Source organism: Hyphobacterium sp. (genome assembly GCF_965217055.1).
Lineage (GTDB): Bacteria > Pseudomonadota > Alphaproteobacteria > Caulobacterales > Maricaulaceae > Hyphobacterium.
In genome coordinates, this window is sequence record NZ_OZ244227.1 from 2,052,719 (window position 1) to 2,069,001 (window position 16,283).

Here is a 16,283-nt window from a genome sequence, read left to right on the forward strand (position 1 = left end):
TATCCGCTACCGGGGTGAGACGCAATCGAAACGCGTCTATATGCTGATCACAAAGACTTGCGGGGAGTGACACAGATGATCCAGGCTTGGGCGGCGAAAGAGCAGGGCGCAGCCCTCGAACGTTACGATTTCGATCCAGGCAAGCTGCCGGCGGACGAGGTCGAGATCGCGGTCGAGAGCTGCGGGCTTTGCCATTCCGACGTGTCACTGATCGACAATGAGTGGTCCGTCTCGGAATACCCGCTGGTGCCGGGCCACGAGGTGATCGGCCGTGTCGAGCACGTCGGATCCGGCGTTACCCATCTGAAGGCCGGGGACCGCGTCGGGGTCGGCTGGTATGCGCATTCCTGCCTGACCTGCCAGACCTGCATGAGCGGCGATCACAATATGTGCCCGGATGCCAGGGGCGTTGCGGCGGCGCACCAGGGCCGGTTCGGCGGGTTTGCCGACAAGGTCCGGGCACAGGCAGCGTGGGCTGTGCCTCTTCCGGAAGGAGTCGGTGCGGCAAAGGCCGGACCGCTGTTCTGCGGCGGGATCACCGTGTTCAACCCGATCGTCCAATTCGACATCAAGCCGACCGACCGGGTCGGGGTGATCGGCATTGGCGGTCTTGGCCATATGGCGCTGAAATTCCTCAAGGCGTGGGGGTGTGAGGTCACGGCGTTCACGTCATCCGACGCCAAGGCGGACGAGGCGCGCGCCTTCGGCGCCCACCGCATCGTCAACAGCCGCGACGGCGACGCGCTGAAGGCCGAGCGCGGGCGATATGCCATGGTGTTGTCGACGGTGAACGTGCCGCTGAAATGGTCGCGCTACATCAATGCGCTGGCACCGCGCGGGCGGCTGCACATGGTCGGCGCGGTGATGGAGCCGATCCCGGCATCGGCTGGCATGCTGATGAACAATCAGCGCAGCGTGTCCGGCACGTCGGTCGGCGCGCCGGCGACGATCGCGACCATGCTGGAGTTCTGCGCGCGGCATGACATCGCGCCGCAGACCGAGCATCTGCCGATGTCGAAAATCAACGAGGCGATCGCCCGCCTGAAGAAAGGCGATGTGCGCTACCGTTTCGTGCTGGAAAACGATTTCGGCTGATCGCGGGCATTATTTCCTCCCAAAAGTGCGGTGCGCCGACTAGGTTGCCGCCACTTCAGGGGAGAAAGCGCAATGAGCGAAGCACACGTCATCGATTACGAGATCAAGGGCAAGGATATCCAGTTCGTGGAAATCGAGCTGGACCCGGGAGAAAGCGTGGTGTCGGAAGCCGGCGCCATGATGTTCAAGGCTCCGTCGATCAACATGGAAGCCGTGTTTGGCGATGGTTCGAAGAAGAACCAGGGATTCATGGGGGCGCTGGCCGGGGCCGGCAAACGCCTGTTGACCGGTGAAAGCCTGTTCATGACCGTGTTCACCCATACCGGTCAGGGCAAGGCGCGCGCCGCCTTTGCGGCGCCGTATCCGGGGACGATCATTCCCGTGCATCTGCCCGATGTGGGCGGCAAGCTGATCTGCCAGAAGGACAGCTTCCTGGCGGCTGCGAAGGGCGTTTCGGTCGGAATTGCGCTGCAAAAGCGGATCATGACCGGCCTGTTCGGCGGCGAAGGCTTCATCATGCAGAGCCTGGAAGGCGATGGATGGTGCTTTGTCCATGCCGGCGGCACGCTGACAGAAATGACACTGGCCGCAGGCGAAGAACTGCATGTCGATACAGGTTGCGTTGTCGCCTACACGCAGGAGGTCTCGATGGAGATCGAGCGCGCCGGCAACGTGAAATCGATGATCTTCGGCGGTGAAGGCGTGTTCTTCGCCAAGCTGTGCGGTCCGGGACGGGTGTGGATCCAGTCGATGCCGTTCTCGCGGCTCGCCGGACGGATCCTGGCCAATGTGCCGGTGACCGGCTCCGGTCAGGGCGAGGGGTCTGCCCTGGGTCCGTTGGGATCGATGCTGCGCGGTTCATAACGGAGTTTTTCATCCCGCTACCGCTCGTCTTTCATCCGCTCTATGTGGCGGCCGATGTCCCGGACACGCATCGCTTCCCCATGGGCAAGTATCGCGCCGTGGCCGAACAGCTGGTGCGCGACGGAGCGGTCGCGGGGCTGGACGCCTATCAGCAGCCGATCATGGCGCCGGAAGCCTGGCTGTCGCTGGCGCATGAGCCGGACTATGTGGCCGGCGTGCTGGGCCAGACACTGGACGCGGCGACACAGCGCAGGATCGGCTTCAAGGTGACGAAATTCATCGAGCACCGCACGCGGACCTCGGTGGCGGGCACGGTGCTGGCGGCGCGGCTGGCGCTGGAACATGGCGTGGCCGGCAATTTGGCGGGCGGATCGCACCATGCGATGCCGGAGGGCGGGGCCGGTTTCTGCGTGTTCAACGATGTCGGTGTCGCCGGAAAGCTCCTGCTCGCCGAGGGCTCGGTCTCGAAAATCCTGATCGTCGATCTCGACGTGCACCAGGGCGATGGGACCGCGAAGATCTTCGCGGACGACAAGCGCGCCTTCACCTTTTCCCTGCATTGCGAAAAGAACTGGCCGCGCCGGAAAGTGCCTAGCGATCTCGATATCGGGCTCGAGGCGGGCACCGGCGATGACACCTATCTGCGGACGCTGGCCAATACGCTGCCGGACTTGATCGCGCAGGAGAAGCCGGACTTGGTCTTCTTTAATGCCGGGGTGGATCCGCATCGCGAGGACCGGCTCGGCCTCTTGGATCTGTCAGATGAAGGACTCGCCAAGCGGGAAGCCTATGTCAGCGACACGGTGAAACGCGCCGGTGTGCCGCTCTGCGTGGTCATGGGCGGGGGCTATTCGCGCGATGTCGAGGCGCTGGCGAAACGTCACGCGCTGGCGTTTGCTGAAGTGGCGAGGGCGGCCTAACGCCGTCCAGCACAGCGCTTCGAGCAGTATTTCACCTCCTCCCAGACGCGTTCCCACTTCTTGCGCCAGACAAACGGTCGCCCGCAGGTCACGCAGACCTTAGAGGGCAAGTCAGCTTTCGACTTCGCACGCGCCATCGGCGCACTTCCGGCGGGGCCTACCCCTCGACCGCTTCCGGTTTGATCAGGAAATGCCCGTGCAGGGTGGCGACCGGCGCTTCGCGGCGGCCCTGCCAGGCTTCGACCCGGACATTGGCGACGCGGGCGCCGGAGCGGCCGATCACCGCGCGTGCATAGACATCGATGGGCCGGGCAGGGCGCAGATAGTCGACCGCAACGTCGATCGGCTTGGGCAGGCGCACGAGTTTCTGTGCGGCAATCAGCGCGCCGGAGCCGACCACTTCCATGAACGCGCCGACCGCGCCGCCATGCAGCGCCGGCACCAAGGGGTTTCCGACCAAGTGTTCCTCATAGGGAAGGACACCTGTAAGCTCGTCACCCTTGCGCTCGAAGCGGATGCCGAACTTGGCCACATAGGGCGCTTCGAGCAGGGTCTTGAGGAGATCATCGCTCATGACAATTCTCCGGATTCGATGGCTTTCTTGACGCGTTCAGCGGCCTCTTTCGATGGTCGGGTGACCATGAAGGCGGCGGACGCCATCGCCACCGGATCGCTTTCATCGCCGTCATGGGCGGTGGCGCGGACGAAGGCGATTAGGCCGTGGGCGCGCACGCATTCCGCTTCGGCGATGATGTCCTTGCCGGGCTCGGCGGGCCGCATGTAATCGATGCGCAAATCAAGCGTCGCCGGGGTTTCCCTGGCGCCGAGGCCGGAAAAGGCCGCCACGCCGCAGGCATGATCAAGCAGGGCCGTTACCACGCCGCCGTGCAGGACGCCGGTCTCGGGGTCGCCGATCAGATCCTCGCGATAGGGTGCGCGCATGGTCGCGCGTCCCGGGCCGAGCCCGTCGAGCGCGAGGCCGAGCGCCTGGGCGTGCGGCGAGCCGTCGACAATCAGTGGCGCCAGCCGATTCAGCAATTCCTGCAGCGATTCCGACATGTACGGGTCCTCATTGGGGACCCAAGAGATAGGCGGGAAAGCGGGGGGAGGCTAGAGCTTCGCCAGGCGCATCTGCACCACGTCCTCGAGGCCCTTCACGACAGCGAGGCGAACCGGTGTATCGGCTTCGTGGGCCTCGTCGAGCTGGACCAGGGCAGCGCGGTGCATTTCCACGATTTCGTTTTCCCGCGGTCCGAATTCGGAGACGGCGGTCAAATACTGCTTGAGTGACACCGAGACCCGGCGCGCGTGCTCGCAGCCGTCACGGGCGATCTCGACGGCCAGCGCATAACACGCATTGCGGGCGGCCTGCAGTGCGTCGACGAGACCGTCCTCAACATCGCGCTGGCGCTTGAACAACGGGTCGTTCGCGGTGCGTGGCTTGCGGCGCCGATCCGGACCGGCAAAGCGGGTTTCGCGCACGAAAGGCCGCGGCGTCGCCGCGTGTTGCACGCGATTGAGAAAATCACCGGTCGCGAGCGGCTTTCGCAGGAACTCGGAAATGCCGGCATCGCGCGCACGTTCGACTTCAGACCGCGAAGTGCGTTGACTGGTCAGTACAATGGGAACGTCACGATAAGCCGGGTTCTCGCTCGAGCGGACGGCCTTCACGAGTGACAGGGCTTCGCGCGGATTCTCGACTTCCGCCTTCCAGTCGGTGATCACCATTCCCGGCAGGTCGGTTTCGATTATGGCGCGGGCTTCCTGCTCGTTCTCGGCAGTGATGATTTGCCGGGCGCCGGCACTCTTGAGGGAACCGGTGAGCAAGCGCCGCATCAACGTTGCGCGCTCGAGCAGCAGGACAGGCCGGTCACGCCAGCACTCACCGGTCGACGACCAGTGCGCAAAGCTCTCGATGACCGGTGCAGCGCCCATTCACCCCTCCGAAACAGCGCATGCCTAACGCGAAGCTTCGGATTTTTCACGCTATTTCGGGACTTAGGGTGAACGCTTCCCTAATGCGCGCACGACGTGGATGATCAACCAGATCGGGACGACCAGAATGGCGCCGAGGAAGAGATAGTCCACGGACCAACGTATCAAGTCCATGGAAATATTCAGAAACTCAGACCATGTCTCGGCGATGGTGCCAAAGAAGTCGACCCAGAGACGCCGCGGGTCCACGCGGAAGGCAGCAAGGACCAGACCGACGACCACGGAGATCAGGACGATCCGCAGAATGTCGCCCGGCGTTACCGATAACAGACGCTGAAGCCGGGTTTTGGGCTCGGCCGGCGCTTCGCTGGTGCGCGATGTTTTTTCGGTCTCTGACATGTTTCCAGCCTCCCAGCCGATTGCGGCGTGATTGAGGCCCTATCCTTTCTTCTGGATCTGCACTTCGTGCGGATAGGGGATCTCGATATCGTTCTTGTCGAACGCTTGCTTGATGCCTTTCATCGCATCGAAATAGACGCCCCAATAGTCCGCCGTATTGGTCCAAGCGCGGGTGACGATGTCGATCGATGACGCGCCGTGCGAAATCACGCCAAGGAAGAATTCCGGCTCCTTGTGGACGCGCTCGTCGGCTTCGTAATGGGCGCGGATCACGTCCATCGCCTTGTCGATATCATCATCGTACGAGATCGAGTAGGTGATATCGACGCGGCGCGTCGGCTTGACGGTGAAATTGGTGATCACGCCACCCCAGGCTTGGCCATTGGGCACGATGATGGTCTTGTTGTCCGACGTGGTGAGTTCGGTGGTGAACAAATTCATGTCGGCGACCGTGCCGGAAACACCGGCGACTTCCACGAAATCGCCCAGAGAATAGGGCCGGAAGAAGACCAGCATGACCCCGGAAGCAACGTTCGACAGCGTCCCCTGAAGGGCGAGGCCGACGGCAAAGGCGGCGGCACCAATGGCGGCGACCAGCGACGTGGTCTCGACACCGAACCGGCTCAAAACGGCTATGAAGACGACGGCGAGGATGGCGTAGCGCGCCAATGACGCGAAGAAGGTGGCCAGCGTCTTGTCGATGCGCGGATTGCGTTCTGACACTCGCTTGACAGCGCGCTCTACGGCGCCGGCAACGATGTATCCGACAATGAGGATTCCAAGCGCCAGCAATACGTTGACGCCGCCGGTCGTGACGATTTCCGTAATCTGCCGGATCAGGGCTTCATTGTCGTTCAGGAGCTGTTCCATGCGGTCTCGCCTTTATCGCGTAACTATTCGTGTTCCGGCCTGATAATCAGCGAATACCAGCGGTGCAAGCCCTCTTGGCGAAGCGCTTTGCGATTCCGGTTCTGCCTGCTAACCCTTCGCCAATGAATTATTCCGGGGAGAGACATGGCATCTGAAAGCACAATCGAACATCCCGAGGCGCAAAAGGGAATCCTGGGTTGGATCGAGCGGACCGGTAATGCCTTGCCGGATCCTGTCTTCATATTCTTCTACCTGATCCTGGCGCTGGTCGTGATCAGTGTCGCTCTGGCGGTGCTCGGCGTATCGGTTCAGCTTAGTTCCGAAGTGCTGACTGGGCTGGGAGAATCCGGGCGCGCGCGATTCGGTATTGGCGATGACGGCGTCATTTCGGTCGCCAGCCTCCTGAGTCCAGCGAATCTGCAGCAATTGCTGACCCAGATGCCGACGACCTTTACGCACTTCCATCCGCTCGGATACGTGCTGGTCGTGATGCTGGGTGCCGGTGTGGCGGAACGCGCCGGCCTGTTCGGTACCGCGATGCGTGCCGGTGTCCGGAATGCACCGAAATTCCTGCTGACGCCGGTGGTCGCGCTGATCGCCATGCTCGGCAACCATGCCGCGGATGCCGGCTATGTGGTGCTGATCCCGCTGGCGGGCGTGCTCTATGCGGCGGCCGGGCGCCACCCGATTGCAGGGATTGCGGCGGCCTTTGCCGGTGTTTCCGGGGGCTTTTCCGCCAACATCGCACCCGGTCAGCTTGATGCCCTGCTGTTCGGCATCACGCAGGCCGGTGTCGATCTCATCAACCCGGCCTATGAAGTGAATATCGCGGGCAACACGTATTTCATCATCGGCCTTCTGGTCTTCTACCTTCCGATCATCTGGTTCGTGACCGACCGCATGATCGAGCCGCGTCTGGGCAAATGGACCGGCGGCGCCGCGCCCGGCGGCGCGATGGCGGACGAGAACGACGATCCGACTGCGCCGCTGACACCCGGGCAGCGCAAGGGCCTGGCCTGGGCCGGGTTCGCAACGCTGGGTGTTGTCGCGCTGTGGGCTTTCCTGACAGTCGGACCGGGCACCGCGCTCTATGATGACAGCGCACCGGATACGGTGACGGGCCTGCGGCCGCTCTTCCAGTCGCTTGTCGCCGGGTTCTTCATCCTGTTCCTTGCCGCGGGCACGGCCTACGGCGTCGGGGCGGGGACGATCAAGAACCATCGCGACCTGGTCGACATGATGTCGAAGGCGATGGGGGACATGGCCTACTATCTCGTGCTGGCCTTTGCCGCAGCGCATTTCGTGGCGATGTTCGGCTGGTCCAATCTGGGACTGATCACCGCGGTGACCGGTGCTGGCGTGATCGAATCCTCCGGTCTGCCGCTGCCCATGGTGCTGGCGCTGCTGGTCCTGTTGACGGGCTTCATAAATCTGTTCGTCGGCTCCGCGAGTGCGAAATGGGCGTTGTTGGCGCCGGTCTTCGTGCCGATGTTCATGTTGCTCGGGGTCTCTCCGGAAGCCACGACGGCGTCTTACCGGGTGGGCGATTCCGCGACCAACATCATCACGCCGTTGATGGTGTATTTCCCGTTGATCCTGGTCTTCGCACGACGCTGGATTCCGGGTTTCGGTCTGGGCAGCCTGACGGCGATCATGGTGCCGTATTCGATGCTGATGCTGTTGTTCGGCTTCCTGATGATGCTGGGCTGGGTCTATCTCGGCTGGCCGCTGGGACCGGGCGCGGGCGTGGAATACGTTGCTCCGGTCGTTAATGGCGGTTAGCCTGCTATAACAGTAGGGGCGGCTGTCTTTACCGCCGCCCCGCTGTTGCAGTCATGCCGGGCTCGAGGCCTGACAAATCAATCGGCAGACGGGCCACGAATAGTTCATTTGGGACTCCCCGCGCGACTTGCTAGGGTGGTCATCCGCAAGGGGTTGTGGACGCAGACAAGGGCGCCAGCAAGGGGCCGCCGGACCAAGGGCCGGTGGCTGCAAGGTGCAATGTTGCGAGTTCTGCTATTGCCTGTCGCCTGGCTCGGTGTGGCGGCTGCGGCCGCCGCGCAGCCGTCTCCAGGAAGCTCCGTCCGCCCGCCGCTACACGCGCCGATCGACTATTCATCGGTCATCGAGCAGATCACGGCCAACCGGGAAGCACTCGGGATTGCGCGAGAAGATGTCGAAGGCGCGCCCGCCAGCCGTGACGATTTCGACCGGCTGATTTATCCGGTGCAGGCAAGGCCGAATGCCGATGTGTTCCGGCCGCAATTCATCGGCAATTTCGTTGATCTCGATCCGGCGGGCCCGTTCCAGCGCATGGATTATGCGTGCGGCGCACGGACCTATGATCTGAACACGGGCTATGATCACGCCGGCACCGACATATCGACCGCGCCGTTCCGTTCCCATGCAATGAACCAGCATTGGGTGGAAGTGGTTGCCGCGGCGTCAGGCGTCATCATCGCCCGCAATGATGACGCGCCGGACCGCAATTGCGGCGGGCTGGGGGCGAACCAGAGTGCCAATTACGTGTCGGTTTTGCAGGATGACGGGATGACCGCGCATTACTGGCATCTGGCGCGTGCCACGCTGACTGACCGCGGCATAGGCGAGCGCGTCGAAGCCGGCGAATTTCTGGGCCTGGTCGGCAGTTCGGGAATCTCGACCGCACCGCATTTGCATTTCGAGTTATGGGACCAGGATCAAAACATCGTCGACCCGTTTGCCGGCACATGCGGCGCGGATACCTCGCTGTGGCGTCACCAGCACGCCTATGTCGACCCGGCGATCACGGCGATCCACACCCACAATTTCACGCCGCAGAATGTCAGCGGGTCCTTCTGCCAGCCGGAATACCCCCGTTTCCGCGACACGTTCGAGCCGGGCGATACTGCCTATCTCGGGCTTTACGTCCGGGACCGCGCCGTCGGTGCCGTGTCGGCAATCTCGCTGGCGGACCCGTCCGGCACAGTCGTGTTCGAGCAGGAATTCGCGGCGGCGACGGACTTCGCCGCTGCGGCCGATTACCAGACGAGCTATACGCTGGCTGCCGATGCGCCCGCCGGGCAGTGGGCCATCCGCGCCGAATTCCAGGGCGATGTGCGGGAAAGCGCGGTCTATGTCAGCGAAAGTCCCGAGGCCGGCGCCCGCCTCGCCGCGGCCACGCTGCCGGGCAGCCGTTCGGTTGTCGCCGGTTCCGCCGCGACGGTGTTCGCCACCATGCTCAACCCGTCAGATGTGGACGCGAGTGGATGCTGGATCACACTGGATTCGCCGTTTGCCGGGCGCTTCGAATACCGTGAGACGGACCCGGCCAGCAATGCGGCGACGGGCGTCGTGAACGCGATCTTCAACGTGCCGGCCGGCGGCGCGCGGAGCTTTGTCCTGAGCCTGACGCCGCAGCCCGGCGCGCAGGCGATTGCCCACGACCAGCGCTTGCGATTCAAGTGTCACAATGGCGATGCGGCAAACATCGTCAGTGGCGTCAATACAATCCTGTTGGCGTTTGGCGCGGACGCTTCCGCCGATCTTGTTGCCGTTGCCGCCACGCCGACCGGCGACGGGATTTTGCGGCTGGCGGATGCCCAATCCGCGGCCGCCTTCGTTACAGCCGTGGCCAATGTCGGCGATACGGACACGCTGACACTGCGTCCGACGGGTTCGAGTGCTGCCGCAAGCCTGCGGCTGCGGATCTGCGAAACCGATCCTCTGACCGGTGCGTGCCTGGTGCCGGCCGGAGACAGCGTCACGCGGGTTTTCCCTGCCGGTGAAACCGCGAGTTTTGCGGTGTTCGCGCGCGGTCAGGGCGAGGCTGTGCCGTTCGCACCAGCCGCCAATCGCGTCCAGCTGACCGCGAGCGATGCCGGCGGTACGATCCGCGGCGCGACCAGCGTGGCGGTGCGGGCGGACTAGGATGATTACAAAGAGGTCATTGTTCCGAGAATGTCCGAAAAACCCAATCCCTGCAGAATGCGCGCGGCATTGTGCGTTGGTGTCATCGGCCCGGGGACAAGATGAATCCACGATTTAGCTATGCAGCGGCCTTGGCGCTGTCCTTTGCCAGCCTGGCATCTGCCCGGGCAGACGACGCTCCTGGCCATCAGGCGCTCCATCCGCCGATACCCTATGATGTGATCGAGACGCGGCTCCAAGAAAACCGTGCGCGGCTTGGATTTGACGTGGCACAGGCCGAACCGGCGCGCAGCACGTTCGGGCGATTGCTCTTTCCGATACGTGCCCGCGCGAATGCCGAACCCTTCAGGGTGCACCATGTCATCAATTACGTTGACCATGATGCCTACGGTCCCGGTTTCCTCCGTGACTTCGAGTGCGGCCGGCGAACCTACGATTTGCCCGGCGGCTATGATCATGCCGGGATCGATTACAGCTATGTCGCATTCCAGGATTTCGCGATGGATGAAAGCTGGGGCGAGGTCATCGCCGCGGCGGGTGGCGTGATCATCGACTGGCACGATGGCGAACCGGATCGCAATGGCGGCGGGCGCAACGAGTCGCTGATCTCCAACTACGTGATCGTCCGCCACGATGACGGTATCGAAGCCTTCTACTACCATCTGGCCAATGGCAGCCTGACCCGGAAACAGGTCGGTGACCGGGTCGAGCAGGGCGAGTATATCGGCCTGATCGGAAGCTCCGGCACGTCCGCCGAACCCCATCTGCATTTCCAGATGCATCACCCGGCCCTGTTCCAGCGCGTGGTGGATCCGTATGGCGGACCCTGCAGCAATGGTCCCGACACGATCTGGCAGCACCAGCACGGTTATCTCGACCCCGCCATCACTGCGATGTTCACGCATTCGCGGTCGCCCTATCGGCCGCCCAAATACACACAGGACGAAGTGGTCAGCCTGCAACAGGTGTTCGCGCCGGGCGACGAGATATTCTTCAGCTATTTCCTGCGCGACCAGGCCTATGAGGTTGATGCCCTTGCCAGCGTGATCGATCCGGCTGGCAACACCGTGGAGCAGCATGCATTCTCCACGCTCGTCTTTCCGTCGCTGAGCTGGAACCACAGCCAGTTTTCCTGGGTCCTGCCCGATGACGCCCCTGCCGGCGTCTGGCGATATCGCGGCGAGTTCGAAGGCGATATCCGCGAACGCGCCTTCTATGTGTCGATGACGCCGGAGCCCGGTGCCCGCCTGGGCGCAGCGCTGTTGCCCGCGAGCCGATCCGTCCGGGCCGGCTCGGAAGCCACGGTCTTTGCGACAGTGGTGAACAATTCCGCTGTCACCGCGCAAGGCTGCTGGATCGGTCCGGGCGCGCCCTTCCGTGGTCGTTTCCGGTACCGGCAAACCGACCCGGCGTCCAATGCCGCTGTCGGCGCCGAGAACCGGATATTCGATCTTCCGGCGGGCGGTTCGCGCAGCTTTGTGCTTAGCTTCACCCCGGACACCGGAGCCGAAGGCACGTCCTTTGAATTGCCGATCCGCTACAAATGCGACAATGGCGACGCGGCCCGGATCCTGCCCGGTGTCAATTCGGTGTTGCTGTCGTTTGGCGCAGAATCTTCGGCAGATCTGATTGCGATCGCCGTCACCCCGTCGGGCGATGGTATCCTGCGGCTGGCAGACGCGAACACGAATGGCGCCTTTGCCGCAGCGGTGGCGAATGTCGGGGCTGACGGCGAACTGACGCTGCGGCCGTCCGGAACCGGCGCGGCCGCTGGCCTCGATCTCGTGATCTGCGAGACCGACACGGCAAGCGGCGCCTGCCTGGGCTCGCCTGCCCAGGATGTCACGCGGATTTTCGCGGCAGGCGAGACCGCCAGCTTTGCGGTCTTCGCGCGGCCGCAAGGTGAGTCTGTGGCCTTTTCGCCGGCGACAACGCGCATCCGCGTCGAAGCGCTTGATGGCGACAGCATTATCCGCGGTGCGACCAGTGTTGCGGTGCGGACCGACTAGGTCGCGGCAACGACGGCGGCTGTTGTGGCGGTCGTCGCAGCAATGAGTGCCGCCTGCGCTGCAAGGATCGCGGCCAGATCAATCGCAGCGCCGGCTGGGGTGCGAATGCCCGTCATTGTTGCTGCCAGGCGGACGGCGAGCCGTCCGGCGGCCATGCTGTTCACGCGCGGGCGATGCTCCTGAACGAAGTGATCGGCTTCGTTCAGGGCATCCGCAGCCCGCGACCCGTCATCGACCTGAGCTGCGAGCGCAGCAATGCCGCTCCATGAGGCGCGCCGGAGCAGGCCCCGGCGCTGGCGCACGGCGATCGAGAGCGCGGTCCAGGCCGAGGTGAAATCATCGACGCGCGGATTGGCGACGGCGATCTCGAACTTGCTTGTCGCATGGATGCTGCGCGGTGCACCGGCGGTCCGAAGTGCGCGCTCGGCGCGTTCGAGCCGGTCTCTCGCGGTGGCAGGGGTTTCACCCGCCGCCGTCATGATCGCGGCATAGCCTTCCTCTTCAGCCGGGCGCCGGCGCCACCAGGGCGCGGCGATCTCCTCCAGCACGTCGTAGAACATGCCGGCCTGGGCGTAAGTACCGCCGGCACAGACCAGGATGAGTGCGGCGCGCGCACCGCCATTGGACAGGCTGCGGCCGCCGCGCCGTTTGCGTTCAGCTGACAGCGCTTCCATCATCTTGACGAGCCCGCCGCCATCGCGCCGAGACGCCGCAAGCGCAGCGCCATATACAAGGCGCATCGAGCCTGACGGCGCTTTCCAGCGAGAGAGCTGTTGGGAAATGGCATCACGCTCGCGCAATGTGCGCCGGACCAGCGTGGCCGGGTCATCGTCGGCATTCAGGCAGGCGGCCGCGGAAAAGCGGGCCTGCAGGCGTTCTGATTTTTTCGTGGCATTAAAAAAGGCGGATTCCAGCGCCTTGAATCGCTCGATGGCTGCGTGCGCCATGTCTGTCCCTCACACGTCTGCGCTCCCCCGAGCGGCTGCGTGTATAGCAGACCTGTGGCGGCATCGCAGGGGGAACCGGGTTTGCGTCGTCCCCCCAAGAGTTCGATGCGGACAGGCCTGTTGCTTTTGCGAGGCATGGGTAGATTTGAATTTGATGAGCGCGCCCCTGCTACCTGACCGGTTTTCCCAATGGTTCGCCCGCCGCGGCTGGCGTGCGCGGCCACACCAGATCGAGATGATCGAGGCGGCAAGGACAGGCGAGGATGCGCTGCTGATCGCGCCGACCGGCGGCGGCAAGACGCTGGGCGGATTCCTGCCCAGCCTGATCGACCTGGCGGACATCGCCGGGGACGGGCCGAAACGGCCCCACCGCTTGCACACGCTCTATATATCGCCGCTGAAAGCACTGTCCGTCGATGTCGCGCGAAACCTCACCATTCCGGTAGAGGAAATGGGGCTCGATATCCGCATCGAAACCCGCACGGGAGACACGCCGCCTGCCAGGCGCCAGCGCCAGCGCGACAAGCCGCCGGACATTCTGCTAACCACGCCGGAACAGCTTGCCCTGTTCTGTGCCTCGCCAAATGCCCGCGCCTGGTTCGCCGACCTGAAACGGATCATCGTCGATGAAATCCATGCGCTGGCCCCGCAAAAGCGCGGCGATCTGCTATCTCTCGGTCTTGCCACGCTGGCGCAATGGGCACCGGAGGCAAGGCGTGCCGGCCTGTCGGCGACAGTGTCGGACGAGGGCGGTCTGGCGCGCTGGCTGACGCCGCAGTCCGGCGAATCGCGTTTTGCCCGGATCGTGCGCGGAACCTCCGGACCGAAGCCGCAGATCGACATTCTTTCCAGCAAGGCGCGCATTCCGTGGTCGGGTCATTCCGGCCGCCACGCCATGGCCGAAATATATGCGGCCATCAAGGAGGCGCGTCTGTCGCTGGTTTTCGTGAACACGCGCAGCCAGGCCGAGCACACTTTCCAGGAGCTGTGGCGACTGAATGATGACGGTCTGGCGATCGCGCTTCATCACGGCTCGCTGGCGGTCGAACAACGGCGCAAGGTCGAAGCCGCGATGGCGTCCGGCAAGCTCAAGGCCGTCGTGTGTACCTCGACTCTCGATCTCGGCATCGACTGGGGCGATGTCGACCTGGTTATCCAGATGGGGGCGCCCAAGGGCTCGGCGCGGCTGATCCAGCGGCTGGGCCGTTCCAACCACCGGCTGGACGAGCCGTCACGGGCGCTTTTGGCGCCGGCCAACCGGTTCGAGCACCTGGAGTGCGAAGCCGCACGGTCCGCGGTCGCGGAAGGTGCGCTCGACGGCGAGCCCTTGCGCGCCGGCGCGCTTGACGTTCTGGCGCAGCACATGACCGGGCGGGCGTGCGGCGAAGCGATCAGGGCCGGCGACTTGTTCGACGAGGTAACGGCCGCAGCGCCCTATGCGGCGCTGTCCCGCGACGCGTTCGACCGCGTGCTCGAGTTCTGCTCGACCGGCGGATATGCGCTAGATAGCTATGAACGGTTCCGGCGGCTGATCCGGGATCGCGACGGGCTCTGGCGGGCGCGCAATGCACAGGTGGCGCAACGCCACCGCATGAATGTCGGCACGATCATCGAGGCCGAGATGCTGCCGGTGCGTCTCAAGGGGCGCGGTCCGCGCGGCGGGCGCTCCCTCGGCGAAGTCGAGGAATGGTTCATCGAGCAGCTCGCGCCTGGCGACACATTCGTTTTCGCGGGGCAGATACTTGCCTTCGAAGGCATTGCCGAGAATGCGGCGCTGGTGACGCGCTCGTCGGACCCGGAGCCGAAAGTTCCCTCATACCAGGGCGGCAAATTCCCGTTGTCGACCTATCTCGCCAAGCGGGTGCGCGAGATCGCGCACGATCCGGAACAATGGCGGGTCCTGCCCGCGCAGGTGCAGGACTGGTTGCGATTGCAGAAGGAAAAATCCCGCCTGCCGCAACCCGATGATCTCCTCGTCGAGACCTTTCCCAAGCATGGGAAATTCTACCTCGTCTGCTACCCGTTCGAGGGACGGCTGGCGCACCAATCGCTGGGCATGCTGCTGACGCGGCGGCTGGAGCGAATGCGGTTACGGCCAACGGGCTTCGTTGCCAATGAATACGCGCTCGCCGTTTGGGGTCTGCGGGACATGGCGAAAGCGGATATGGATGCGCTCTTTTCAGAGGACATGCTGGGCGATGATCTCGATGCCTGGCTGGCGGAGAGCCCGCTGATGAAGCGCACTTTCAAGCAGTGCGCAATCATTTCCGGTCTCATTGAGCGGCGCCTGCCAGGCCATGAAAAGACCAGCCGCCAGGTCACTTTCTCCGCGGATCTCATTTATGACGTGTTGCGCGAGCACGAGCCGGAGCACATCCTGTTGCAGGCCGCCTGGCGCGATGCGGCGACGGGCCTCTTGGATATCCGCCGTCTGGGCGAGGCCCTGAAGCGGGTGAAGGGTCAGATCCATGCGATCGACCTGCCGCGGGTTTCGCCGCTTGCAGTGCCTGTCATGCTCGAAATCGGCCGCGAACCGATTTATGGCGAGGCACAGGAGAGCATTCTCGCCGATGCAGCGGAGGATCTGGTTTCGGAGATGTTGGACGATGGCTGACCTCGCGCGGAAAGCAGAGGCATTCGATTGCGCCGTCAACGGCGTAACCGTGCTGCCGCATGTCAGCGGCGCGCTTTTCGTACCGGAATTTTCGGCGCTGCTGGTCGCGGACCTGCACCTCGAAAAGGGTTCGGCGTATGCGGCGTCGGGCCAGCTTCTGCCCCCTTACGACACACGCCGGACGCTTGAGCGGCTGGCCGCGGCGATTGCCGCTTTCCAGCCCGAAACGGTGATCGCGCTGGGCGACAGCTTCCATGATCTGGGAGCGGACGACCGCATTCATGATGACGATGCCGGGTGCCTGAAAACGATGGTCGAGGCGGTTTCCGAGTGGATCTGGATCGAGGGCAATCATGACCCGGTGCCGCCGGCGCGCTTCGGCGGCGTGACCCGCGACGAGCTGCGGCTGGGCGGGCTGGTGTTGCGACATGAACCGGCAACCGGCCAGGCCGATGGCGAGATCTGCGGCCACCTGCACCCTGCCGCAAAAGTGCTGGGCCGCGGCCGCCGATTGCGCTGTTTCGCCACCGATGGTGTGCGCATGATCCTGCCAGCTTTCGGGGCTTATGCGGGCGGGTTGTCGGTGCGGGATGCGGCGATCAAATCGGTGTTCGGGCGCTGTCCGGATGCCTGGGTGCTGGGCCGCGAGGCGGTGTATCCGATCCCGGCCAAGAGGATTGCGGGCTAGGCCTGGCCGCGCTGCGTGCGCAAGGCAGGGCCG

15 protein-coding genes are annotated in these 16,283 nt (G+C 64.0%); 8 read left to right on the forward strand and 7 right to left on the reverse strand.

Features of this window, described 5'->3' with window-relative positions; all coding sequences use genetic code 11:
• Positions 1–75 precede the first annotated feature (75 nt).
• The 3 genes from ahr to ACOOFN_RS10195 all read left to right on the forward strand — a co-directional run bounded on the left by ahr (position 76) and on the right by ACOOFN_RS10195 (position 2,879).
• Positions 76–1,095: an NADPH-dependent aldehyde reductase Ahr gene (ahr, locus tag ACOOFN_RS10185; RefSeq protein ID WP_420431082.1), complete on the forward strand. Its 1,020-nt coding sequence runs from the start codon at positions 76–78 to the stop codon at positions 1,093–1,095.
• A 72-nt stretch (positions 1,096–1,167) separates the two neighbouring features.
• Complete coding sequence (locus tag ACOOFN_RS10190) at positions 1,168–1,959, forward strand: AIM24 family protein (protein ID WP_420431084.1); 792 nt, start codon at positions 1,168–1,170, stop codon at positions 1,957–1,959.
• 44 nt (positions 1,960–2,003) lie between these two features.
• On the forward strand, positions 2,004–2,879 hold the full coding sequence (locus tag ACOOFN_RS10195) for a histone deacetylase (protein ID WP_420431086.1): 876 nt from the start codon (positions 2,004–2,006) through the stop codon (positions 2,877–2,879).
• Here the strand turns inward: ACOOFN_RS10195 and ACOOFN_RS10200 are convergent.
• The 6 genes from ACOOFN_RS10200 to ACOOFN_RS10225 all read right to left on the reverse strand — a co-directional run bounded on the left by ACOOFN_RS10200 (position 2,876) and on the right by ACOOFN_RS10225 (position 6,083).
• Positions 2,876–3,016 (reverse strand): DUF2256 domain-containing protein, encoded by a 141-nt coding sequence (locus tag ACOOFN_RS10200; protein WP_420431088.1) that lies wholly within the window; start codon positions 3,014–3,016, stop codon positions 2,876–2,878. The two genes, ACOOFN_RS10195 and ACOOFN_RS10200, sit on opposite strands and share 4 nt — an antisense overlap.
• A gap of 20 nt (positions 3,017–3,036) precedes the next feature.
• Positions 3,037–3,453: a PaaI family thioesterase gene (locus ACOOFN_RS10205; RefSeq protein ID WP_420431090.1), complete on the reverse strand. Its 417-nt coding sequence runs from the start codon at positions 3,451–3,453 to the stop codon at positions 3,037–3,039.
• Positions 3,450–3,938: a PaaI family thioesterase gene (locus ACOOFN_RS10210; protein ID WP_420431092.1), complete on the reverse strand. Its 489-nt coding sequence runs from the start codon at positions 3,936–3,938 to the stop codon at positions 3,450–3,452. The genes ACOOFN_RS10205 and ACOOFN_RS10210 overlap by 4 nt, the downstream gene beginning before the upstream one ends.
• A 51-nt stretch (positions 3,939–3,989) precedes the next feature.
• Complete coding sequence (locus ACOOFN_RS10215) at positions 3,990–4,814, reverse strand: response regulator (RefSeq protein ID WP_420431094.1); 825 nt, start codon at positions 4,812–4,814, stop codon at positions 3,990–3,992.
• A gap of 63 nt (positions 4,815–4,877) precedes the next feature.
• The gene (locus tag ACOOFN_RS10220) at positions 4,878–5,213 is read right to left on the reverse strand and encodes a DUF6460 domain-containing protein (RefSeq protein ID WP_420431096.1); all 336 of its coding nucleotides are present in this window, start codon (positions 5,211–5,213) and stop codon (positions 4,878–4,880) included.
• A 39-nt stretch (positions 5,214–5,252) separates the two neighbouring features.
• A complete protein-coding gene (locus tag ACOOFN_RS10225; RefSeq protein WP_420431098.1) occupies positions 5,253–6,083 on the reverse strand; it encodes a mechanosensitive ion channel family protein in 831 nt (276 codons plus the stop codon).
• 144 nt (positions 6,084–6,227) lie between these two features.
• Between ACOOFN_RS10225 and ACOOFN_RS10230 the strand changes: the two genes are divergently transcribed.
• The 3 genes from ACOOFN_RS10230 to ACOOFN_RS10240 all read left to right on the forward strand — a co-directional run bounded on the left by ACOOFN_RS10230 (position 6,228) and on the right by ACOOFN_RS10240 (position 12,001).
• Positions 6,228–7,865, forward strand: a complete 1,638-nt coding sequence (locus tag ACOOFN_RS10230) for an AbgT family transporter (protein WP_420431100.1) — start codon at positions 6,228–6,230, stop codon at positions 7,863–7,865.
• A 219-nt stretch (positions 7,866–8,084) separates the two neighbouring features.
• Positions 8,085–9,992, forward strand: a complete 1,908-nt coding sequence (locus ACOOFN_RS10235; protein ID WP_420431102.1) for a peptidoglycan DD-metalloendopeptidase family protein — start codon at positions 8,085–8,087, stop codon at positions 9,990–9,992.
• Between the two features lie 101 nt (positions 9,993–10,093).
• A complete protein-coding gene (locus tag ACOOFN_RS10240; RefSeq protein WP_420431104.1) occupies positions 10,094–12,001 on the forward strand; it encodes a peptidoglycan DD-metalloendopeptidase family protein in 1,908 nt (635 codons plus the stop codon).
• Here ACOOFN_RS10240 and ACOOFN_RS10245 read toward each other — a convergent pair.
• Positions 11,998–12,948, reverse strand: a complete 951-nt coding sequence (locus ACOOFN_RS10245; protein ID WP_420431106.1) for a hypothetical protein — start codon at positions 12,946–12,948, stop codon at positions 11,998–12,000. The genes ACOOFN_RS10240 and ACOOFN_RS10245 overlap by 4 nt on opposite strands.
• Before the next feature lie 154 nt (positions 12,949–13,102).
• Here ACOOFN_RS10245 and ACOOFN_RS10250 point away from each other — a divergent pair, with 154 nt between their 5' ends.
• On the forward strand, positions 13,103–15,562 hold the full coding sequence (locus ACOOFN_RS10250; RefSeq protein WP_420431108.1) for a ligase-associated DNA damage response DEXH box helicase: 2,460 nt from the start codon (positions 13,103–13,105) through the stop codon (positions 15,560–15,562).
• On the forward strand, positions 15,555–16,250 hold the full coding sequence (gene pdeM / locus ACOOFN_RS10255) for a ligase-associated DNA damage response endonuclease PdeM (protein WP_420431110.1): 696 nt from the start codon (positions 15,555–15,557) through the stop codon (positions 16,248–16,250). The genes ACOOFN_RS10250 and pdeM overlap by 8 nt, the downstream gene beginning before the upstream one ends.
• Positions 16,251–16,283: the final 33 nt, after the last annotated feature.